General features: G+C 63.4%; 16 protein-coding genes and 1 riboswitch. Of the genes, 4 read left to right on the top strand and 12 right to left on the bottom strand.

Annotation, left to right across the window (positions count from 1 at the left end):
• Positions 1-219 precede the first annotated feature (219 nt).
• Positions 220-2,049, top strand: a complete 1,830-nt coding sequence (locus tag AC3CBN_RS08280) for an FAD-binding oxidoreductase (RefSeq protein ID WP_488636328.1) — start codon at positions 220-222, stop codon at positions 2,047-2,049.
• A gap of 262 nt (positions 2,050-2,311) precedes the next feature.
• Positions 2,312-3,511: a methionine adenosyltransferase gene (metK, locus tag AC3CBN_RS08275; RefSeq protein WP_488636327.1), complete on the top strand. Its 1,200-nt coding sequence runs from the start codon at positions 2,312-2,314 to the stop codon at positions 3,509-3,511.
• 236 nt (positions 3,512-3,747) lie between these two features.
• On the opposite strand, the gene AC3CBN_RS08270 is transcribed toward metK, so the two are convergent.
• Complete coding sequence (locus AC3CBN_RS08270; protein ID WP_488636326.1) at positions 3,748-4,848, bottom strand: D-alanyl-D-alanine carboxypeptidase family protein; 1,101 nt, start codon at positions 4,846-4,848, stop codon at positions 3,748-3,750.
• Positions 4,849-5,169: 321 nt separating this feature from the next.
• Between AC3CBN_RS08270 and AC3CBN_RS08265 the strand changes: the two genes are divergently transcribed.
• Positions 5,170-7,041: an ATP-binding cassette domain-containing protein gene (locus AC3CBN_RS08265; RefSeq protein WP_488636325.1), complete on the top strand. Its 1,872-nt coding sequence runs from the start codon at positions 5,170-5,172 to the stop codon at positions 7,039-7,041.
• A 46-nt stretch (positions 7,042-7,087) separates the two neighbouring features.
• Here AC3CBN_RS08265 and ppc read toward each other — a convergent pair whose 3' ends face one another.
• Together ppc and AC3CBN_RS08255 are read right to left on the bottom strand one after the other, a co-directional pair.
• Positions 7,088-9,793 (bottom strand): phosphoenolpyruvate carboxylase, encoded by a 2,706-nt coding sequence (gene ppc / locus AC3CBN_RS08260; protein ID WP_488636324.1) that lies wholly within the window; start codon positions 9,791-9,793, stop codon positions 7,088-7,090.
• 138 nt (positions 9,794-9,931) lie between these two features.
• Complete coding sequence (locus AC3CBN_RS08255) at positions 9,932-12,430, bottom strand: S9 family peptidase (RefSeq protein WP_488636323.1); 2,499 nt, start codon at positions 12,428-12,430, stop codon at positions 9,932-9,934.
• A gap of 145 nt (positions 12,431-12,575) precedes the next feature.
• Positions 12,576-12,704: riboswitch (S-adenosyl-L-homocysteine riboswitch) on the top strand.
• Between the two features lie 37 nt (positions 12,705-12,741).
• On the opposite strand from AC3CBN_RS08255, the gene ahcY reads away from it, so the two are divergent.
• Positions 12,742-14,175, top strand: coding sequence for an adenosylhomocysteinase (gene ahcY, locus AC3CBN_RS08250; RefSeq protein WP_488636322.1), 1,434 nt, complete (start codon positions 12,742-12,744; stop codon positions 14,173-14,175).
• A 134-nt stretch (positions 14,176-14,309) separates the two neighbouring features.
• Here ahcY and AC3CBN_RS08245 read toward each other — a convergent pair whose 3' ends face one another.
• From AC3CBN_RS08245 to AC3CBN_RS08205, 9 genes are all read right to left on the bottom strand, one after another.
• Positions 14,310-14,852: a DUF2867 domain-containing protein gene (locus tag AC3CBN_RS08245; RefSeq protein ID WP_488636321.1), complete on the bottom strand. Its 543-nt coding sequence runs from the start codon at positions 14,850-14,852 to the stop codon at positions 14,310-14,312.
• A 65-nt stretch (positions 14,853-14,917) separates the two neighbouring features.
• Positions 14,918-15,643, bottom strand: coding sequence for a sulfite exporter TauE/SafE family protein (locus AC3CBN_RS08240; RefSeq protein ID WP_488636320.1), 726 nt, complete (start codon positions 15,641-15,643; stop codon positions 14,918-14,920).
• Positions 15,633-15,830, bottom strand: a complete 198-nt coding sequence (gene ccoS, locus AC3CBN_RS08235) for a cbb3-type cytochrome oxidase assembly protein CcoS (RefSeq protein ID WP_488636319.1) — start codon at positions 15,828-15,830, stop codon at positions 15,633-15,635. The genes AC3CBN_RS08240 and ccoS overlap by 11 nt, the downstream gene beginning before the upstream one ends.
• Entirely contained in the window at positions 15,827-18,232 is a 2,406-nt protein-coding gene (locus tag AC3CBN_RS08230) for a heavy metal translocating P-type ATPase (protein WP_488636318.1), read from the bottom strand. Before AC3CBN_RS08230 ends, ccoS begins: the two co-directional genes overlap by 4 nt.
• Position 18,233: 1 nt before the next feature.
• Positions 18,234-18,719, bottom strand: coding sequence for a hypothetical protein (locus AC3CBN_RS08225; RefSeq protein WP_488636317.1), 486 nt, complete (start codon positions 18,717-18,719; stop codon positions 18,234-18,236).
• Positions 18,716-20,269 carry a 4Fe-4S dicluster domain-containing protein gene (locus AC3CBN_RS08220; RefSeq protein WP_488636316.1) on the bottom strand — a complete coding sequence of 518 codons (1,554 nt, stop codon included), beginning with the start codon at positions 20,267-20,269 and terminating at the stop codon, positions 18,716-18,718. The genes AC3CBN_RS08225 and AC3CBN_RS08220 overlap by 4 nt, the downstream gene beginning before the upstream one ends.
• Positions 20,266-20,574 (bottom strand): hypothetical protein, encoded by a 309-nt coding sequence (locus AC3CBN_RS08215; protein WP_488636315.1) that lies wholly within the window; start codon positions 20,572-20,574, stop codon positions 20,266-20,268. The genes AC3CBN_RS08220 and AC3CBN_RS08215 overlap by 4 nt, the downstream gene beginning before the upstream one ends.
• Positions 20,574-21,509: a cytochrome-c oxidase, cbb3-type subunit III gene (gene ccoP / locus AC3CBN_RS08210; protein WP_488636314.1), complete on the bottom strand. Its 936-nt coding sequence runs from the start codon at positions 21,507-21,509 to the stop codon at positions 20,574-20,576. The genes AC3CBN_RS08215 and ccoP overlap by 1 nt, the downstream gene beginning before the upstream one ends.
• The gene (locus AC3CBN_RS08205) at positions 21,506-21,646 is read right to left on the bottom strand and encodes a cbb3-type cytochrome oxidase subunit 3 (protein WP_488636313.1); all 141 of its coding nucleotides are present in this window, start codon (positions 21,644-21,646) and stop codon (positions 21,506-21,508) included. Before AC3CBN_RS08205 ends, ccoP begins: the two co-directional genes overlap by 4 nt.

Raw genomic sequence — 21,646 nt, 5'->3', positions numbered from 1 at the left:
GCTGGAATCCAGCGTCTTTCACGCCCCACAAAGGCACTGGATCCCAGCTTTCGCTGGGATGACGAGCAAAGACTTTTCAAGCAGGCCGTAACACCCGACGCCGATCTGATCCCGGCGACCCCACCACTGGTCCCCGCTAAGCCTCTGCTCATCACACTGCACTTGTTCCACCTACCAGACGGCGCAGAGTGACGGCTTCCGACACAGGAGGAGTCCACCATGCACCGCCGCGATCTGCTCAAGGCTGCCCTGACCCTGCCGTTGCTCCCCTGGCTGGCATCACCGGCACTCGCCTCCGCCGAGAAAGCCTTGAGCGCCGGGGCGCGGCTCCGCTCACGGGTGCGGCCCGGTGAGGCGGGTTGGCCCACATCAGCGCAATGGGAGCGGCTCAACCATTCGGTGGGTGGACGCCTGAAGCCGCTGCGTTCCCCCTTCGAAAACTGCACCGCCAACGACGCCGCTTGCCGCGAAGCGCTGGCGCAGATCAAGAATCCCTATTACATCGGCGATGAGCCGTCGCTCACCCAGACCAGTGGCTGGGTTGATGCCTGGACCTCGCGCCCCAGCGTCTACGCCGTGGCCGCGCAACAGACGTCGGATGTGGTGGCGGCGGTGAACTTTGCACGTGAGCATCACCTGCGCCTGGTGGTCAAAGGCGGTGGCCACAGCTATCAGGGCACATCCGATGCGCCGGACTCGCTGCTGATCTGGACGCGCCACATGAACAAGGTCACCCTGCATGACGCGTTCGTGCCCAAGGGTTGTGAGGGCTTGCTCGCGCCCGTGCCGGCCGTGACGGTGCAGGCAGGCGCCATGTGGGTCGACGCCTATGACGCCGTCACCACCCAGGCCGGCCGCTATGTACAGGGCGGCGGCTGCAACACGGTGGGCGTGGCGGGGCTGGTGCAAAGCGGTGGCTTCGGCAGTTTCTCCAAGAACTTCGGCACGGCCAGCGGCGGGTTGCTGGAAGCGGAAGTGGTCACCGCCGACGGCAAGGTGCGCGTGGTCAACGCGCGCAAAGACCCCGAGTTGTTCTGGGGCATCAAGGGCGGTGGTGGCGGCAGCCTGGGCGTGGTGACGCGGCTGACGCTGCGCACGCACGAGCTGCCGGAAACCTTTGGCGCTGTATTCGGCGCGATCCAGGCCGATTCGGACGCGGCCTACCGGGCGCTCATCGCGCAGACCATTCGCTTCTATCGCGACGCACTGTTCAACCCGCACTGGGGCGAGCAACTGGTGTTTCGCGGCGACAACACGCTGCGGCTGTCGATGGTGTTCCAGGGCATGGACCAGGCCGCAGCGGAAAAAGTGTGGGCGCCCTTCCTCGCCTGGGTGCGCGAGCGCAAGGCCTATCGCTTCAAGGACGAGGTGCGTGTCATCGCGCTGCCGGCGCGGCATTTCTGGGACGCGGACTTTTTCCGCCAGCACGCACCCAGTCTGATCGTGCCGGACAGCCGGCCTGGCGCGCCGCGCGACCATGTGCTGTGGGCAGGCGACCAGGGCCAGGTTGGACAGTTCATCCATGGCTACCGCTCGGCCTGGCTGCCACAGTCGCTGCTCGATGACAGCCAGCAGGCCGCGCTTGCCGACGCGCTGTTCTCCGCAACTCGCCACTGGGGCATATCACTGCACTTCAACAAGGGCCTGGCCGGCGCACCGGCCGATGCACTGGCGCGCTCACGCGACACGGCGATGAATCCGGGGGCCATGGATGCGTTCGCGCTGGCCATCACTGGCGGCGAGAGCGAGCCGGCATTCCCGGGCATGCCCGGATCCGGGCCAGATCTGCCCAATGCTCGCAGGGAGGCCGCGCGCATTGACCAATCAATGGATGCGCTACTCGTAGCCGCACCCGCAGCGGGCTCTTACGTCTCGGAAAGCAACTACTTCGAACGTGATTGGCAGGCCTCGTTCTGGGGCACCAACTACGCCCGCCTGGCCGCCGCCAAGAACAAATATGACCCCGAAGGCCTGTTCTTCGTTCGTCATGGCGTGGGCAGCGAGAGCTGGAGCGAGGATGGGTTCAGCCGCCTGCAAACGGGTATCTGAACCTTCGAACCGGCCGCAAACCCCAGCGCTCCGGGCTCCCTGCGACCCGGCTGCGTTATGCTCCCGCCGATTTGGTGACCCGCGGGCCGCTTTGGCGTGCCATTTCGGGCCGCGCCAAAAGGCCGCAAAGCCGTCCAAATGGCTGAATCGGCATGAAATCGTCATGACCCGCCCCCATGCTGAGGCTGCAAAGCGGGGACACCCCGTGTATCATGCGCTACCCCATTTATCTCTCTATCCGTAAGGAAGGATATATACCGCGATGAGCAACTTCCTCTTCACCTCCGAGTCGGTTTCCGAAGGCCACCCGGACAAAGTCGCCGACCAGATCTCCGATGCCGTCCTCGATGCGATCATCGCGCAGGATCCGCGTGCGCGCGTGGCCTGCGAAACGATGGTGAAGACAGGCGTCGCGATCGTCGCCGGCGAGATCACCACCAGCGCCTGGATTGACCTGGAAGCGCTGACCCGCAAGGTCATCGTCGACATCGGCTATGACTCCTCCGAGGTCGGCTTCGATGGCGAGACCTGCGGCGTGCTGAACCTCATCGGCAAGCAGTCGCCGGACATCAACCAGGGCGTGGACCGCAAGAAGCCGGAAGAACAGGGCGCTGGCGACCAGGGCCTGATGTTCGGCTACGCGACCAACGAGACCAAGGACTTCATGCCGGCGGCGATCTACTACTCGCACCGCCTGGTCGAGCAGCAGGCCAAGGTCCGCAAGAAGAAGAACTCGCCGCTGCCGTGGCTGCGCCCGGACGCCAAGAGCCAGGTCACCCTGCGCTATGAAGATGGCGTGGCGACCGCTATCGACGCCGTGGTGCTGTCGACCCAGCACGATCCGAGCGTGAAGCAGAAGGATCTGATCGAGGCCGTGCGCGAGCACATCCTCAAGCCCGTGCTGCCCGCCAAGCTGCTGCACAAGGGCACCAAGTTCCACATCAACCCGACCGGCAAGTTCGTGATCGGTGGCCCGGTGGGCGACTGCGGCCTGACCGGTCGCAAGATCATCGTCGATACGTACGGCGGCTGGGCCCGTCACGGTGGTGGCGCGTTCTCGGGCAAGGATCCGTCCAAGGTCGATCGTTCGGCTGCCTACGCCGCGCGTTACGTGGCCAAGAACATCGTGGCTGCCGGCATCGCTGACCGTTGCGAAGTTCAGGTGAGCTATGCCATCGGCGTGGCCGAGCCGACCTCCATCTCGGTCACCACCTTCGGCACCGGCAAGATCGCCGACGAGAAGATCGAGAAGCTGATCCGCAAGCACTTCGACCTGCGCCCGTACGGCATCATCAAGATGCTCGACCTGGTGCACCCGATGTACCAGCAGACCGCGAGCTACGGCCACTTCGGCCGCACCCCGTACGAGGTGAAGGGTCCGGACGGCAAGACCTACACCGCGTTCTCGTGGGAAAAGACCGACAAGGCCGAGGCGCTCCGCGCCGATGCCAAGCTGAAGTAAGCGACACGCTTGCCTCACACGAAAACGGGCCGCGCAAGCGGCCCGTTTTTTGTTGCCCGGCCTTTCTGTAGAAGCGCACCCTCTGCGCGAAAAGCCCACAACGCGACGACGCGGTGATCTTGTAGCGTTGCGGTCACGCACAGCGTGCACTCCCGCACTTATCTACCGCACCTCAAACGAAAACGGGCCGCTTGCGCGGCCCGTTGTTCTTCAGCTCGCCCGGCTGGGGCGGCAGATCATTTGTCGGGCGAACCGCTGACCGAGGCCACCTTCTGTCCGGCGGCAGCTACCTTGGTGCTGCGTGCGCTATTCGTAGCCGGGCACGTCCCGCTCTTTTTCTTCTTCGAACACGTTGCCGTGGCCACCGCCGTATCGCCCTTGGTCGTGCGGCGATGATGGCGGCGCGAGGTCGGCGTGGCGTCGGCCAGAGCCTTCGCGGAGGATCTGCTGCGGCTGCCCTTGGCCGCGGCCGGCACCGTACCCACCTGCGCCACCAGCTCGGCCGGCGTTTCCTGGTTCTCGAAACCGTCGTCCAGCAGGCGAGCCATCAGTCGGTCGCGGGTGCCCGCGGTACGACCGCCGAGCACCACGCTGAACAAGCGGCGGCCATCCTTCACGGCGGTCGATGCCAGGTTGAAGCCCGCGGCATTGGTGTAGCCCGTCTTGAGGCCGTCCATGCCCGGATACTTGTCCATCAGGTTGTTGTGCCCGCGCACCAGGCGACCGCGGAACGTGAAGTCCTTGGTCGAGAAGTAGTGCGAGTACTGCGGGAAATCGTGGTACAGCGCCATCGCCAGCTTGCTCATGTCGCGGGCGGTGGTGGTGTCTTCCGGGTCGGGCAGGCCCGAGGCGTTGGCGAAACGAGTGTTGCTCATGTTCAGCAGCTGGGCCTGCGCATTCATCATCTCGACGAAATGGCTTTCCGAGCCGCCCATGCCTTCGGCTACCACAGTGGCAGCATCGTTGGCCGACTTGGTGATCATGCCGAGGACGCAGTCTTCGACCGAGATGGTCTGGCCGTTGCGCAGGTCGAGCTTGGTCGGCGCCTTGGAGGCGGCCCACGAGGACACGGGCAGTTCCTGCTCCATCTGCAGCGAGCCGTTCTGCACCGCCTGGAAGGTGAGGTACAGCGTCATCATCTTGGCCAGCGAGGCCGGATGTGCGGGCTCGTCAGGATTGACCGCCGTGATTACCTGGCCATCGGTCTCATCGACCACAATGGCCGCCGAACCCGCGTGCGTGATGCCCATGACACTGCCGGCGACACACACCAACAATGCGATCAGGCCACGACGCCAGGTGACCCCTTTGGCCGGCGTTACGGACTTGATAGCCACCCCGTGAACCTCGCTTCCAGCCTGCCGCTTACAGACGCTGCGAGACACTTCACTCGCGACGCCAGTCATGGGCAGAGACAATACTTGAATTAGCCGACATAAGTCCATGTTTCCATGGACGATAAAACGATAACGGCGCCTTTGGCGCCGCCTTAACGCAGATTTCACCGTGAAGGCTTTGTCTACGTGACCAGTCGAGTTTGCCCGCAAAAGGCCGAAGGCGAAAGGCTTTTTTCCTATCGGCGACTTCGCTTTTCCCTTGAGCGTCACTAGCGCGACTCGCAACGGCGGACAGGTCGATGCATCGCCTACAATGGGCGGATGTCCCTGATCCAACTTCAGCGCGTCGACTTCAGTATCGGCGGCCCCCTCCTGCTCGAACATGTCGACCTCTCCATCGAGGCGAACGAGCGCGTGTGCATCGTCGGTCGCAACGGCGAAGGCAAATCCACCCTGATGAAGCTCATCGCCGGCGAGCTCAAGCCGGACGACGGCGAGCTTCGCGTACAGAACGGCATTGTGGTTGCCCGCATGGCGCAGGAGGTGCCGCAGGGCACGGAAGGCTCCGTGTTCGACGTCGTGTCCGAAGGGCTCGGTGATCTCGGCCACCTGCTGGCGCGCTACCACCATCTGCTGCACGAAGGCGATTTCGATGCACTCGGCGACGTGCAGATCCAGATCGAAGCGCAGCATGGCTGGGATCTTGATCGTCGTGTTACCGAGGTACTGACCAAGCTCGAGCTGCCTGCCGACACTGATTTTGCCGCACTCTCCGGCGGCATGAAGCGCCGCGTGCTGCTGGCGCAAGCGCTAGTGCGCAAGCCCGATGTATTGCTGCTGGACGAACCGACCAACCACCTCGACATCGAGGCGATCGGTTGGCTGGAAACATTCCTCAAGAAGTTCGACGGCAGCATCATCTTCGTCACCCATGACCGCAGCTTTCTGCGTGCGCTGGCAACGCGCATTGTCGAGATCGACCGCGGCCAACTTACTGACTGGCCCGGCGACTACGACAACTACCTGCGCCGCCGCGAAGAACGCCTGCACGCCGAAGCGCAGGCGAACGCGTTGTTCGACAAGAAGCTGGCCCAGGAAGAAGTCTGGATCCGCCAGGGCATCAAGGCACGCCGTACCCGTAACGAAGGCCGCGTGCGCGCATTGAAAGCGCTGCGTGTCGAACGCGCGGAGCGGCGCAACCTCAGTGGCAACGTCAAGATGACAGCGGCCAATGCCCAGGCCTCGGGCAAGAAAGTGATTGACCTTGAGCACGTTCATCAGGCCTACGACGGCCGCGTGCTGATCGATAATCTCTCCACCACCATCATGCGCGGCGATCGCATCGGCATCATTGGTCCGAACGGCGCCGGCAAGAGCACCCTGCTGAAGATCATGCTTGGCGAGCTCAAGCCGCAGCGCGGTCACGCTACGATCGGCACCGGCATCCAGATCGCTTACTTCGACCAGCACCGCCTGCAACTCAACGACAAGTTGAATGCACTGGACAATGTCGCCGAAGGTCGCGACTTCATCGAATTGAACGGCAGCCGCAAGCACATCATCGGCTACCTGCAGGATTTCCTGTTCTCGCCCGAACGTGCGCGCGCCCCGATCACGCGCCTGTCCGGCGGCGAGCGCAACCGCCTGCTGCTGGCCAAGCTGTTCGCCCAGCCGTCCAACCTGCTGGTGATGGACGAACCGACCAACGATCTGGATGTGGAGACGCTGGAACTGCTGGAAGAGCTGCTCACCGACTACCAGGGCACCTTGCTGCTGGTATCGCATGACCGCGCCTTCCTCGACAACGTGGTGTCGAGCACCTTGGTACTGGAAGGCCATGGCCAGATTGGCGAGTACGTAGGCGGTTATAGCGACTGGCTATGGCAGCGCCCGGCCGCTGCGCAAGCCGTGGCAGCCGCGGCCGCCAAGCCCGGCCTCGTACGCAATGACTCCGCTGCCGCCGCAACGCCGGCAAAGCGCAAGCTCAGCTTCAAGGAGCAGCGCGAGCTCGAGCAGTTGCCGTTGCGCATCGAGCAGCTGGAAACCGACATCGCCACGCGCAGCGAGGCCATGAACGATCCCGCGTTTTTCCAGCAGGACGGCACTGCCATCGTCAAGGCGAACGAGACCCTCGCCGCCGTGCAAGCCGAGCTCGATGGCGCCTACGCACGCTGGTCGGAGTTGGACGGCTAAACGGCACTGCACGGCCGGTCGCGCACCGTGTGCGCGACCGCGCGCCTCACCCCGTGTTCTGCAACCCCTGCGACACGCCATTGACGCAAGCCACCAGCGCGGTCAGCAGGGTATCGTCGCTTTCACTCCCTTCGCGCCAGCGCTTAAGCAGATCTACCTGCAACAAGCTCATCGGGTCGACATAGGGATTGCGCAGACCGATCGAGACCTCAAGCCGTGGCTCGTTCTGCAGCAGGCTGTCGCTGTGCTTGAGGCGCAACAGCCAGTGGCGCGTTCGCTCGAATTCATCGCGGATCAAACCGAAGAAGGGTTCGTGCAACGGTCCGGCCAGCTTCGAGAACGCCTCCGCAATGCCGAGGTCGCACTTGGCCAGCACCATCGACACATCGTCGAGCATATTGGCGAAGAACGGCCAGTCAGTGGCCATGCCAGCCATCTCGCTCTCGCCAAATTCGGCGACGCCAAACTCCAGCGCCGTGCCCAAGCCGTACCAGCCCGGAAGAATTGACCGGCACTGGGTCCAGGCGAAAACCCAGGGAATCGCACGCAGATCCTGCACGCCACGCATGCTGCGACGGCGCGACGGGCGCGAGCCCAACGTCATGCGCTCGATCACGTCGATAGGCGTGGCGGCGCGGAAGTAATCCACAAAACCTTCGCGATCCACAAAGGCGCGGTAGTGCGTGCGGCTGCGCGCTGCCAGTTGACTCATGCGCTCTCGCCAAATGTCCTCACGCGGCTCATGCGTGCGCGGACGCAATGAAGCGCGAAGCACCGCGCCCACGGTCTGCTCCAGATTGCGTAACGCCAGCGCGCGAATGCCGTACTTGCGATGGATCACCTCGCCCTGCTCAGTGACGCGAAGCACGCCCGCCACTGAACCGCGCGGCGAAGACATCAGCGCCGGCGCGATGCGCGCACCGCCGCGACTGGCCGAACCGCCGCGACCGTGGAAGAACGACAACCGGATATCCGCGCCCGATGCCACTTCCAGCGATTCCACCTGTGCGCGTTGCAACCCCCAGCGCGAAGCCAGTGTGCCACCGTCTTTGCCACTGTCGGAGTAGCCAAGCATCACCCACTGGCGGTTGCCGCGCGAGGCAAGATGTGCGCGATAAACAGGGTCGTCGAACAGCGCGCGCAACGTGGCTGGTGCATTGATCAGGTCATCGACCGTTTCGAACAGCGGAGCAATGTCGAGCGGCACGCGCCCGTCTTGCTGCAATCCGCCGTAGCGAGCGAGCGCAAGCACGGCGAGCACGTCCGCCGCGGATCTCGCCATGCTGATGATGTACAGGCCAATAGCCTCCGCTCCATAACGGTCACGCGCATCGCCCAGCGTGGCGAAAACGTCATGCAGCGCGAGGGTGCCCGGCTCATCACTAAATGGCAGCGTCTGCTCCCCACCTGCATACGGACGTAACCGCAACGCTTTGTCGACAACATCTCGCATTGACCAGTCGGCGTCGCCCAGCAGCACCGCCAACGCATCATCATGCATACGCGAATCCTGCCGCACATCGAGCCGCGCCAGGTGAAAGCCGAAGGTTCGCACGCGCCAGATCAGGCGCTGCACCGCATAGGCGCCTGCATGCAGGCCACGATGATCGATCAGGCTGGCGGCGATCAGGTGAAGGTCGTCCAGCAATTCATCGACGGACGTATAGCCTTCCGGATGATTGTCGTCATGCGTGGCTTCAAGGCGCGCGGCAATGATCGTAAGAAGGCTGCGGTACGGCATGTCCGCATGGCGAGGCCGCACCTTGGCCGCGGCCTCTGGAAAGCGCACGCGATAGTCGAACAGCCGGCGAGCCAGCGCGCTGTCGACTTCCACCCGGTCCTCTGTCTGGCTGAGCAGACGCGCCAAACCGGCAATGTCCTCGATGTAGTGCTCCAGCACGTGCGCGCGCTGCGTGGACAGGCTGTTGGCAATGGTGGCGGCGCCAACATTCGGATTTCCATCCATGTCGCCACCCACCCACGTGGCGAAGCTGAGCAGGCGCGGCAGCGGAACCGCCACGCCATAGACCGTTTGCAATGCGTCGGCCAACGATTCGTACAGCGCAGGCACGATGCGGTAGATCGGGTTGGCGATATAGAAGCCGACGTGATGATGCTCGTCCTGCACGCTGGGACTGATCGGTGACGCCTCGGCGGTCTGCCAACCGGCACTGAGCGCCATGAAGATGCGATCGTCGTCTTCCTTGCGCTCCTGCGGCGTGCGTGACGGATCGAAGTTGTCGACCAGCGCGCGCACGATGGATTGCTCCTTTTCCAGTAGCGAGCGCCGCACGGCCTCGGTCGGATGCGCCGTGAAAACTGGTTCCACTTGCAACCGTTCCAGCCATTCGAGCAACTCGCCTGCCTCCACGCCTTGCGCTTTCAGCCGCATCAGCACATCGAGCAATGACTCCGGTTGCGGCGCGCCGCCCTCACGCTGGTAATCGCGGCGACGGCGGATACGGTGGATGCGCTCGGCAATATTCACTGCCTGGAAATAGGTGGCAAACGCGCGCGCCAGCGACTCGGCCTTGTCGGTTCCCAGCCCTGTCAGCAGGCCACCCAGCACATCCAGCGGTGCATTCTCCAGCCGCCGTTCGATGGCGGCGGTGCGGATGCGCTCGACTTCGTCGAGGAAGGCGGGAGAAATCTGCTCGGCCAGCATGTTGCCAACCATGGCGCCGAGACGGCGGACGTCTTCTCGCAAGGGTGCGTCGTGCGGGGAGAACTCAGGACTGCGGTGCTGGTTCATCGATGCCACGTTGCGGATGTCTGGACGTCCAAGACTACCCCAAGCGAACACGATTTGTGCACTGCCACAAACGCTTTCTTGCACGCCAACGAAAACGGGGCGCAGCGCGCCCCGTTCCCTGGATCGATCGCCACTACTTCAGTGCGATGCGGCAACCGTGGTAGCGGCAGGCTTGGCCTGCTTCACATAGCGCTCCAGCCATGCATTGGTTTCGGCCAACATCTGCATGATCGATTCGCGCGCGCGGTACGCATGCGCCTCGTTCGGCAACATCACCAGTCGCGCTGTGCCGCCGAGGCCCTTGATGGCCGCGTACAGGCGTTCGCTCTGGATCGGAAACGTGCCGGAGTTGTTGTCCTGCTCGCCATGGATCATCAACAACGCGTCCTTGACGTGATCGGCATAGTTGAACGGCGACATCGTTTCGTACACGTCCTGCGCCTGCCAGTAATTGCGCTCCTCCGACTGGAAACCGAACGGCGTGAGCGTGCGGTTATAGGCGCCGCTGCGTGCGATGCCGGCTTTGAACAGTCGCGTATGCGCCAGTAGGTTGGCCGTCATGAACGCGCCGTACGAATGGCCACCCACGGCGATACGGTTGCGATCGGCCACGCCACGACGCACGACTTCATCCACCGCTGCCTCGGCGCTGGCCACCAGCTGAGGGATATACGTGTCGTTCGGCTCCTTGCTGCCCTCGCCCACGATCGGCACCGAGAAGTTGTCCAGCACGGTGTAGCCCATGGTGAGGAACGCCTGTGGTCCCCAGTAACTGATGCGATTGAAACGATACGGCGAGTCGGTGACCTGCCCCGCAGCGTCGGACGATTTGAACTCGGCCGGATACGCCCACATCAGCATCGGGCGCGGACCGTCCTTCTTCGGGTCATAGTTCGGCGGCAAGTACAGCGTGGCGGTGAGCTCCACACCATCCTTGCGCTTGTAGCGAATCTGCTCCTTCTTCACGCCCTTCAGCTGCGGCAGCGGATGCTGGAAGTGCGTGAGCGCGCGCGTATCGCCATTCACGGCGAGGTCGCGCACATAGTAGTTGGTCGGCTCGGTGGGCGATTCGCGTGAGATCAGAGCGCGCTTGCCCTCCTCGTCCAGCAGTACCTGTGGCGCCTCGTAATAGGGCGCCTGCGAATGGAACAAGCGCGCACTCTGGCCGCTGCGCAGGTTCACCTTGTCGATGAAGGGACGATCGCCCTCCGGCGAAGCGCCCGCGCCGAGGCGATAGATGCTCTCGCCATCGGCGGCGATCACCAGACGCAGCTCACCATGCTCATCGAGCGTCGTGGCAGGCGTGCCCGGATCGCGATAGCGATCTTCCGACGAACCTTCGCGTACGAGCTGCGGCGCCTGCGTCGGATGATCTGGCGTCACGCGCCATTCCTTCACCTTGCGCGTCTTCCACCAGAACTCGTCGATCAATGCGAGCTCGCCGTTGCCCCACTGGGCGCCGGCATAACGGCCGGCCAGACGGGCAAGGGTGACGGGTGCCTGGTCAAACGGCGCGACCTGCATCTGCACCAGATCGCGCACTTCGGTCGGCTTGGCTGGGTCGCCGCCGTCCTGAGCCTCGACCCATACCAGCGTAGCGGGCGCATCCGCGCGCCATTCGATATCGCGCACACCGGTGGGCACGGCATCGTTGCCGGTAGGCAGGCCTTCCACTAATGGAAGGTGCGCGATCTCTTTCACCAGCTTGCCTTCGCGATCCAGCACTTCGATGCGGCGAGGGAAACTTTCCACCGGCACGAGATAGGAGAACGGTCGCTCCACTCGCTGACGCAGCACGTAACGGCCATCCGGCGAAGCAGTTATGGACAGTGTCAGCGCCGGCTCGCCGAGCGGAGTGACCTTGCCATCCAGATCGACCAGCGCGGACTGCGAGCGGAGGTAATGCTCGAACACACGTGCGTCATCTTCATTGCGCAGCAGATCCTGGTAGGTGCGGATGGCTTTCACGCCGCTGCCAGCCTGAGTCTGTTGCGTACTGGGGCCAGCGGGAATACCGCTGACGGCCGGCGCTGTACCCTGCCCTTCCGGCTGCAGCTGCACCAGCAGTTGCTTGCTGTCGGACATCCAGCGATAGCCGCGGCCGGCCACGGTATTCAACGGCAATGCGGTAAGTCGACGTGCCGTGCGGGCGGCCACATCGACTACCCACAACTCATTGCGACCCTGCCTGGCATCAACCTGATTGAAAGCCAGATATCGCTGATCCGGCGACCAACTGGAGCTGGCGATGGACAGCGGGGCAGGCAAGCCTTGGAGGCGGATCTCCTTGCCGGTGGCGACATCCATCAGCCACAGGTCGCTGCCGAAGGCAAAGCGACTCTGCGCGTAAGTACGCGGGTTGATGCGCAGGCCGGCCAGCTTCAGCTCCGGCTGGGCCACTACGTCGATGCCCGGCAATGCCGGCGTCTGGGTCAGCGCGAGCAGATCGCGACGCGGACTGATCGAGAGCTGTGGCGGGCGTGGCGCATCCACCAGGGCCTGAAGCGGCGCAGGCGGAGCGATATAGCCACCTGCCGGCGCGCTGACCGCGGCAGGGGCAAGCTGGGCAGGCGCCGCCAACGGGATCGCGGCAAGCAGGAAACCAACGAGGGCGAGACGCCGGAACGAGATATCCATGTCGTGGCAGGGCCTTTGTCGAATGAATTTGCGACCTTAACTGTCTCACCGCTCTCTGGGCGCCGGCCATCAGTCATGTGTTGGCGCCCGCCAACCCGGCCGTACCGGGGCGAAAGCGGCCGCGGCAGACGCTATACTCCAGAGTCCCGTCGAGGGGCGCTGCGACCGTTGGTTCGTGAGGCGGAAGTTTCCGCCGCAGCCCGCACTTTTCCGTGCCGGCTTTCACATCCCGGCCAGGCTCGATGGATTCTTTTTGTAACGGCGCCCGGTTAACGATGCGGCCTTTGGGTCGCAACATCCGGAGCTACGCCATGAACGCAGTTACGAAAAACACCGTCTCGCAGGACTTCAAAGTCCGCGACATCTCCCTCGCCGACCTCGGTCGCCGCCGCATCCGCATGGCCGAAGAGGAAATGCCGGGCCTGATGCAGATCCGCGCCCGCTACTCCAAGGACAAGCCGCTCAAGGGCGTGCGCCTGTCGGGCTCGCTGCACGTCACCAAGGAAACCGCCGTGCTGGCCGAAACCCTGCGCGAGCTGGGTGCCTCGGTGCGCTGGGCCTCGTGCAACATCTTCTCGACCCAGGACGACGTCGCTGCTGCCATGGCCGCCGGCGGCCTGCCGGTGTTCGCCTGGAAAGGCGAGTCGCTGGAGGAGTACTGGGAATGCACGCTGGACATGCTGTCCCATCCGGGCGAGTTGGGCCCGCAGCTGATCGTCGATGACGGCGGCGACGCCACCCTGTTCATCCACAAGGGTGTGGAACTGGAAGACGGCGACAACTGGGTCAACACGCCCAGCGGCAACCACGAAGAGCAGGTCATCAAGGATCTGATCAAGCGCGTCCATGCCGAGCGCCCGGGTTGGTTCAAGAAGGTCGCCGCCGAATGGAAGGGCGTCTCCGAAGAGACCACCACCGGCGTGCATCGCCTCTACCAGCTGGCCGAAGCCGGCAAGCTGCTGGTGCCGGCCATCAACGTCAACGACTCGGTCACCAAGTCCAAGTTCGACAACCTGTACGGCTGCCGTGAATCGCTGGCCGATGGCATCAAGCGCGCCACCGACCTGATGGTCGCCGGCAAGGTGGCCGTGGTATGCGGCTACGGTGACGTGGGCAAAGGCTGCGCCCATTCGCTCAAGGGCTTCGGCGCACGCGTGATTGTCACCGAGATCGACCCCATCAACGCCCTGCAGGCGGCGATGGAAGGCTTCCAGGTCACCACCATTGAAGAGACCCTGGGCCTGGGCGACATCTACGTCACCACCACCGGCAACAAGGACATCATCACGCTCGAGCATATGGCGGCGATGAAGAACAACGCACTGGTGTGCAACATCGGTCACTTCGACAACGAGATCCAGATGGATCGCCTCAACACCGCCAAGGGTGTGACGCGCGAGAACATCAAGCCGCAGGTGGATCGCTATACCTTCGAGAAGACCAATCACAACATCTACATGCTGGCCGAAGGTCGCCTCGTGAACCTGGGCTGTGCCCACGGCCACCCGAGCTTCGTGATGTCCAACAGCTTCTCCAACCAGACGCTGGCCCAGCTCGACCTGTGGGCGAACAAGGACCTCTACGAGAAGACGGTCTATCGCCTATCCAAGAAGCTGGACGAGGAAGTGGCCCGCCTGCACCTGGAGCAGATCGGCGTGAAGCTGACCAAGCTGACGCCCGAACAGGCTGCCTATATCGGCGTGCCAGTGGACGGCCCGTACAAGCCGGAGCACTACCGCTACTAAGCACGGGCCGCGAGGCCCATGTTGCGATACCAAGGGCCGCCCTCAGGGCGGCCCTTTTCGTTGGTCATCCAGGGCTTCTTGCGCGTGGCCAATCAGACGTGCGGATCAACGGCACTGTCCAGTGGCGCGAGCGATCACCGTTTGCTGTCACGAGCAAGCGCTGAGAGGCTGCTCGGTACAATCAACCGATGCAGCGGCGCTACCGGGAGCATGTACAACTTTCCGAGCAGGTTCTTCACATGCACCACCGTCGTGACGGTCAGAACACGACGTCCGGCGATGACGTCACCCCGATGAACCGACAAACTCACCACCAAGTGCTTGTCATCGTCGCAAAGCAACACTTCTGACGGAGTGACTTCAACGACGGTGAAGATCCCTGCGCGATCGCCAGGCCCGTAATCCGCCTCGGGCTTGAACCTGGAAACGTCATCGAGACTCCCTAGGTTCTTCAGGCCAAACAGCCTGACGGCACGATTGCGCATCGACATGAGCACACTGACCCATCGAGGCGTTGCCACAAATAGCCTGACATACCATCCAAAGGCGGTCTGAGCCGTGTCATCGACGCTGATGGACCAGGCATCATGAAAGCTTGCGCCAGGCAGCCGGGCTTCAACGAGGCTGGGGCTTGGGGCCTTGCTCTTGCGCGGGATCACGTCTTGCCCGTCCGCCAAGCCATCCATCTCCTGCCATCGGCGACCTGCGCGCCAACTGCCACTCCTCGTGTACCCGCATCCACTCAACGCGCCTGCGGCCCACATCCCATCACGCCCATCAACCCATGAAATGCCGGCACATGCGTCAGCCAAGGGGCCGACAAGGTCAGTATGCCAGCGAAAAGAATGAACACCGCTGCGACACGACGTGGCACCGGTTGCTGCAGCCAGCGCCCCACCCTGGCACCCGACCAGGTGAGCGGCAACATCACCGGCAAGGTGCCAAGTCCGAACACCGCCATGGTCAACGCGCCATCACGCGCACTCGCCTGCAGCCACGCCGCCGCCAGCACCGTCGTACTCAAGCCACACGGCAGCCACCCCCACAGCATGCCCGCCGCCAACCGACGCCCGACCGTATTGGCCGGCAGCAGCCGCTGCTGCAACGGGCGCAGCCAACGCCACACCCCCGCACCGGAACGCGTCAGCACACCGAGCCGGCCGCGCCGATCAAGCAGGCGTAGCGCCGCGATCACCAGCACTGCGCCCAGCGCCATGCGCATGACAGTCGCCAAAGCGCCGAACTCGAACAAGCGCAGCAATCCGTCACCAACGCCCCCCACCATGGCACCCGCCAACGTATAGCCGCCGACCCGCCCGAGGTTTAGCTGCAGCGCCGGCCCCCAGCCGGCACGCGGCGACCACACCGAAAAACCCGTGGCGATGCCACCGCACATCGCCGCGCAATGCACACCGCCCAATAGGCCGGTAAGCAGCACGGCCGGCAACGCCAGGGCATTAAGCGCCATGGCTGCCATCCTTCAGTTTGTCGCTTTCTTCCGTCAAAGCGCGCGCCGGCGGGTCTTCGCTCAGGATATCCAATGCCGGCGTATCCATATCGTCGAACTGTCCCTTGCGCACCGCCCACACGAACGCACCGATCGCCGCCACCAGCAGCATCAGGCTCAACGGGATGAGCATCAGCAGGATGATCATGAGGAAGACTCCGGCACCGCCACGCGCATCAGCCGCAGTGCATTGGCAGTAACGATCAAGGAAGACACCGCCATGCCAAGCGCCGCAACCGCCGGCGTCACTTGCCCGGCGATCGCCAACGGCAACGCCAGCAGGTTGTAGCCCACCGCCCAGGCAAAGTTCTGGCGGATGATCCGCCGCGCGCGGCGGGCGAGACTTGTCGCTGCGGGAATGCGCAGCAACGACGGCGCGGTGAGCACCATATCCGCAGCACGCTGGGCCAGCGATGCGCCTTCGCCCATGGCGAGTGAGACATCTGCGCCGGCAAGCACCGGTGCATCGTTCAGGCCGTCGCCCACCATCGCCACAATGCGGCCCTGCGCTTGTAGTCGTCGTACCAGCGCGAGCTTGTCCTCAGAGGTTTGTCGCGCATGCCCCTCATCGATATCCAGCTCGCGCATCAAGCGCTGCACAGGCTCCTGCGCATCGCCGCTGGCCAGATGGATGCGCAAGCCCAGATGACGCAGTGCCTTCACCGCCTCACTGGCATCGGGGCGCAGGCTTTCCCGCAACTGGAAGCTCGCCACGGCCCGCTCACCGTCACCGAGCCAGATCAGGCCGTCCTCGACCTGCTTCGCAGCGAAGGTCGCGCGCCCCAACCGCCAGGTCATGTCACTCACACAGCCGATCACACCCCGTCCACTGACGACACGAACGTCGCTGGCAAACAGCTCTTCCTCTGCACCACCAAACGCCGCAGCGATCGGGTGACCGCTGTCGCGCTCCAGTGCCGCGGCGATGGCCTTGGCATCCGCCACCGACATGCCGTCAAAGGTCTGCACGTCTGCCAATGCGGGCTGCACCCGGGTCAACGTGCCTGTCTTGTCGAACACCACGTCAGTGGCCCTGGCCAGGCTGTCCAGCCCATCCGCACGGATCGACAACACACCGAGCCGAGCCAGGGCTCCATGCGTGGCAGCCAGAGCAGCAGGCACCGCCAGTGACAAAGCACAAGGGCAACTGATCACCAGCAGCGACAAGGCGACCTCAAAGGCGCGCGACGGGTCATGCGCACGCCAACCCAGATAGACGAACACAGCCAGGCACAAGAGCGTGACCACAAACCAACTGCCAACGCGATCGGCGGCGCGCGCCAATGGTGGACGATGCGCCTGCGCCTGTTCCACCAGACGCGCCAGCTGGGACAATCGCGTGGTGCTGCCCACCTGGGTGATCTCGATGCGCACCGGTATCTCGCGGCACGAGGTGCCGGCATAGATCATCGCGCCCCGGAACTTGTGCACGGGGCGCGATTCACCGGTAAGCAACGCCTCTTCGAATGTACCTTCGGTATCCAACAGAAAACCGTCAGCTGGCACCGCCTCCCCAACGGCGATACACGCGACGTCGCCCGCCCGCAACTCGGTCACTGGTACCGACTCGCGGCTACCGTCATTGCGCTCGCGCACCGCCAGCTCCGGCCGCGCACGCGCCAACGTGTCCACCTGCGAACTGGCGATGCGGCGCGCGCGTTGCTCCAGCATGCGCGCACCAAGCAACAGGAACACGAACATGGCCGCCGCGTCGTACCAGACCAGCGCGCCACCTCGAACAGTCTCGACAGCGCTCGCCAAATACGCCAACAAGGTGGAACTGGCCACCAGGGTATCCATGCCAAGGTGTCGCTGCCGCAACTCGCGCCAGCACCCCGCCAAGAACGGCCAGCCCGCATAGAACACCACGGGCGTGCACACCAACAGGGTCACCCAGCGGAAAAAATCACGCGTGGGAATGGCCATGTGGTGTCCGAAGTCCAGATACAGCGCTTCGGACAGCATCATCGTCTGCATCGCGCCCAGCCCGGCGATGCCCAGCCGCAATAGCCAGCGCCGCCGTTCGGTGACCCGTTCGCGCTCGCGCACCGCGCCGCCGGCCAGATAAGGCCGGTAGCCCAGCATGACCAAGCGCTGCAGTAGTTGCGACAAGCGGACCCGCGCGGGATCCCAACCGATGCGGATTCGACTGGTCACCGCATTGGCACTCGTATCAAATACACCGTCCTCACACTGTAGCGCGCGATCGATCAGCCACGCGCAAGCCGCACAGCGCATGCCATCGGTTAGTAGCGTAATTTCCAGGCCGCCTTCCACTGGAAAGGCATGCTCGCGCAGCAGATCCTCGCGATCCCAACCATCGAGGTCCGGGGTATCACCAACGCGCGTTGCTGCTGTACTGCGCAGGCGGTAGTAATCCCCTAGGTCCGACTGGCCAATCCATTGCGCCGCAGCCGCACAACCATGGCAGCAGAATCCCTGCGGCTGGCCACCGATCTGCAGCAAGACAGGCGCCGGTGGCAAGGCTTCACCGCAGTGATAACAGACCCGGAGCCCCGACGCATTCACGGTGTCGACAGCACAGTCCATGTCACGGTGTCAGGCGGACAGACCGGGCCTCTGGTGTCCAACGTCCATGCAACAGCCAAGCAGCGCTATCGGGCGCCAGCTGCAGCAGCCAACCCCCGCTACCGTCGAGCGAACCAACGCCGCGCCAGCCCAATTCACTCGGGGAGAGCTGGTAGGTACGTCGCTTGCCCGCCGCATCAGGCGGAGTGAGCGTCAATATCAGCTTGCCGCCACGGGGAAAGTCGCCATCCGTCGGCAATGCCTCGATCATGTCGCCCTTGACCCGTAGAACCAGGCCCTGCGTCGCCACATCGGTTGCAGCACCGTTAAGCTCAGCCGACACCAGCAGCTTGCCTACGCGCGTGACGTTGCCGACGGTCTCGGCGTCTTCACGTCCGGGATGCACGGCCGCAAATAACAGGGCAAAACCAATGGCCACGGAAGCCAGCGGCAACCCCACCAACATCCACACCATGGGCTCGCGCCAGGTATCGTTTGTCCGACTCATAGGCTTGGTCCAAAAAAGCTGCTGTTGACGGTGATCTCGGCATCGGTGTCGACACCTCGCACCTGGAATTGCACGTCGTGCCGACCGATAGCCTCGGGCGAGGCGCTCACCATAACCGGCACGGAAATCACCTCGCCGCCCTCCGCCTGGATCGTTGCCGGGCCGTAGCGCAGGCCAATATCACGCACGCCGGTGGAACTGACACCGATCACGAACTGATGCTCACGCTGATCCTTGTTCACCAGCTTCAAGGTGTAGCTGTTCTCGATCCGGCCATCGCTACCCTGGCTATACATGGCATTGCGATCGCGCAGCACGTCTACAAGCAATGGGCTGCGATGAGTGATGCCATATAGCCACCCGACCACGAGCGCCAGAAGGAGGCATCCGTAAACCATGATTCGCGGACGCATCACCCGGATGGGCTTGCTGTCGATCTGGTTTTGCGTGGTATAGCGAATCAGTCCCTTCGGATAACCAACCTTGCTCATGACGTCGTCGCAGGCATCGATACAGGCGCCACAAGCAATGCACTCGTACTGGAGACCGTTGCGGATATCGATGCCCATGGGGCAGACCTGCACGCAGATGGTGCAGTCAATGCAGTCGCCAAGCAGTTCTGCCGTGAACTTTGGCAGTGGCTCAGCCTTCGCGCGTGTCTCGGCCAGCACGATGGTGCCTCCAGCCTGTGCACGATTGTCTGCAGCCGACGGATGCTGGCTGGCGCGAAAGACGTATTCGTAGGCTGTCACCTTATCGAGCAAACCGCGCGCCCGCCGCAACACACTCTCCAGCCCTCGCTTACGCGAACCACGGGGTTCACCGCGCATCGGGTCGTAGGCGATGATCAGGGTATTGCGGTCAAACATCGCGCTTTGGAAGCGCGCGTAGGGGCACAAGTACTTGCACACCTGCTGGCGTAGGAAGCCCGCATTGCCCCAGGTGGCGAAGGCGTAGAACAGGATCCAGAACATTTCCCAGCCTCCCCATGCCGTCGGAGTGCGTCGCGCGAGGTCGGAGATGGGGCTGAAGAAGCCTACAAACGTGAAACCGGTCCACAACGCGAACAAGCCCCACAGAAGATGGCGCGCGCTCTTGCGAAGGATCTTCTCTCGATTCCAGGGAGAGGCATCGAGCTTCATGCGCTTGTTGCGATCGCCCTCGCACCAGTGCTCGATCCATAGCGACACCTCTGTCCACACAGTTTGGGGGCAGGCGTAGCCGCAGAAGAGTCGCCCCGCCAGAGCGGTGAAGAAGAAAAGTGCCAGCGCAGCGATGATCAGCAATGTGGACAGGAACAGGAAATCCTGCGGCAGAAACATCCATCCGAAGATGTAGAACTTGCGCGCTGGCAGGTCCAGCAGTACCGCCTGCCGACCATTCCATCGCAACCAGGGAAATAGATAGAACATGCCAAGCAACCACACCACGGCCGCGACACGCAGGCGGTTGAACCTGCCCGATACCTCGCGGGGATAAACCTTGCGTTCGCTGACGTAGTAGGAGCTGCTGTCATCGTCAACAACATGCAGCTGGATACGACGACTCATGGCTTGCCACCGGAGCGGAACCCTGGCCGGACCTGCCTGACGGGGCGCAAGAGGATCCAGGTGAACAAGCTGGCGGATGCGGTTGCCAGCCAGATTAGAAAGAAGCCCAGGCTGTAGCCAAGCTCGCGACTTAGTTTGAGTGAGGGAAAGGTGATCTTCTGCAGAGCCTCAGGGTCAACGTAGGCGAAGAAGATCGTGGCCACCACACCGGCCACGAAGAAACTCGGCCACAGAATGGAGCCGACGCGCTGCACGGATGCAGGCGTCGGCTCCTGTTCTGTAGGGTTGGCGGTGCGCTCGCTCATCATTCCGCGATAACTGCACCGGCCGGAGGCGGTTCGTTGTGTGGTGATAGCGTCCATACATAGGCACCCACTAGTCGCGTGCGGGTGTCGCCGAGGATCGGCTTCCAAGCGGGCATCGCGCCCTGGCGCCCTTCGTTGAGCGTCTTGTGCAATGACACCACGCTGCTGCCATATAGCCAGTAGCTGTCAGTCAAGTCCGGCGCGCCGACCACTTGGTTGCCCTTACCTTGCTGGCCATGGCAGGCCACACAGGTCGTGGCGAACAGTTTCTCGCCGCGCTCCGATGTCGAGTCCAACGGCTGCCCAGGTTTGGATAGTGACAACACATAGGCAATCGTGTCGTCCACCGCCGTGGAGCCGCCTTGCGCGGTTAGCGTTGGCCCCCAAGCTGGCATGACAGCCTGACGACCATTCTGGATCGTGTCCAAAATACGATTTGGTGTTCCACCCCAGTGCCAGATGTCATCGGTGAGGTCGGGGTAGCCGATCGCTCCACGGCCGGTCGAACCATGGCAGGCCGCGCAGCGATTGATGAAGATCGTGCGGCCGATCGACACCGCATCAGCATCTTGCGCGAGTGCGTCGATGGGCTTGCCCGCGTACAGCTTGAGCGTGTCATCGAGCCTGGCGTCCTCGGCCGCGGTATCCTGGGCCCACTCCGATTTCGAACTCCAGTGGCCATAGCCCTTGAGACTGCCCACGCCGTACCAGACCAGATAGCCGACAGCGAAGAAGATGGTGATGTAGAAAAGATTGATCCACCAGCGCGGCAACGGCTTGTTGAACTCGGTGAGATCTTCGTCCCACACATGCCCTGTTTCGTCGGGTTTCGGATCGGTCGGTCGACGCCGGGTATTGCCCCTGAGCAGCCATACACAGCCGACCAGGTTGAGTACCGTCAGCGCCACCACGTACCACGTCCATGCGGAAGTCATGCCGTTTCCTCCCTATCGTCATCCAGTGGCATCTGGGCAGCTGCGTCCAACGCAGGCTTGTGCGCAGGCATCCATAGCCAGATGGACCCGCCGATGAACAGCAGCAGCAAGGCGGCCGTAATCAGTCCAGGCACCAT

The sequence above is a fragment of the Dyella sp. OK584 genome (assembly GCF_057787755.1).
Note: the sequence above shows the minus strand (reverse complement) of the source record. Positions and strands in the feature narration are given on the sequence as shown.

Coding starts and splice junctions, on each gene's coding strand:
- AC3CBN_RS08205 (WP_488636313.1), bottom strand. CDS start 21,646: ATGGTGCCTGGACTGATTACGGCCGCCTTGCTGCTGCTGTTCATCGGC.
- AC3CBN_RS08240 (WP_488636320.1), bottom strand. CDS start 15,643: ATGGCGCTTAATGCCCTGGCGTTGCCGGCCGTGCTGCTTACCGGCCTA.
- ppc (WP_488636324.1), bottom strand. CDS start 9,793: ATGAACCAGCACCGCAGTCCTGAGTTCTCCCCGCACGACGCACCCTTG.
- AC3CBN_RS08255 (WP_488636323.1), bottom strand. CDS start 12,430: ATGGATATCTCGTTCCGGCGTCTCGCCCTCGTTGGTTTCCTGCTTGCC.
- metK (WP_488636327.1), top strand. CDS start 2,312: ATGAGCAACTTCCTCTTCACCTCCGAGTCGGTTTCCGAAGGCCACCCG.
- ccoP (WP_488636314.1), bottom strand. CDS start 21,509: ATGACTTCCGCATGGACGTGGTACGTGGTGGCGCTGACGGTACTCAAC.
- ccoS (WP_488636319.1), bottom strand. CDS start 15,830: ATGATCATCCTGCTGATGCTCATCCCGTTGAGCCTGATGCTGCTGGTG.
- ahcY (WP_488636322.1), top strand. CDS start 12,742: ATGAACGCAGTTACGAAAAACACCGTCTCGCAGGACTTCAAAGTCCGC.
- AC3CBN_RS08230 (WP_488636318.1), bottom strand. CDS start 18,232: ATGGACTGTGCTGTCGACACCGTGAATGCGTCGGGGCTCCGGGTCTGT.
- AC3CBN_RS08280 (WP_488636328.1), top strand. CDS start 220: ATGCACCGCCGCGATCTGCTCAAGGCTGCCCTGACCCTGCCGTTGCTC.
- AC3CBN_RS08265 (WP_488636325.1), top strand. CDS start 5,170: ATGTCCCTGATCCAACTTCAGCGCGTCGACTTCAGTATCGGCGGCCCC.
- AC3CBN_RS08220 (WP_488636316.1), bottom strand. CDS start 20,269: ATGAGTCGTCGTATCCAGCTGCATGTTGTTGACGATGACAGCAGCTCC.
- AC3CBN_RS08225 (WP_488636317.1), bottom strand. CDS start 18,719: ATGAGTCGGACAAACGATACCTGGCGCGAGCCCATGGTGTGGATGTTG.
- AC3CBN_RS08215 (WP_488636315.1), bottom strand. CDS start 20,574: ATGAGCGAGCGCACCGCCAACCCTACAGAACAGGAGCCGACGCCTGCA.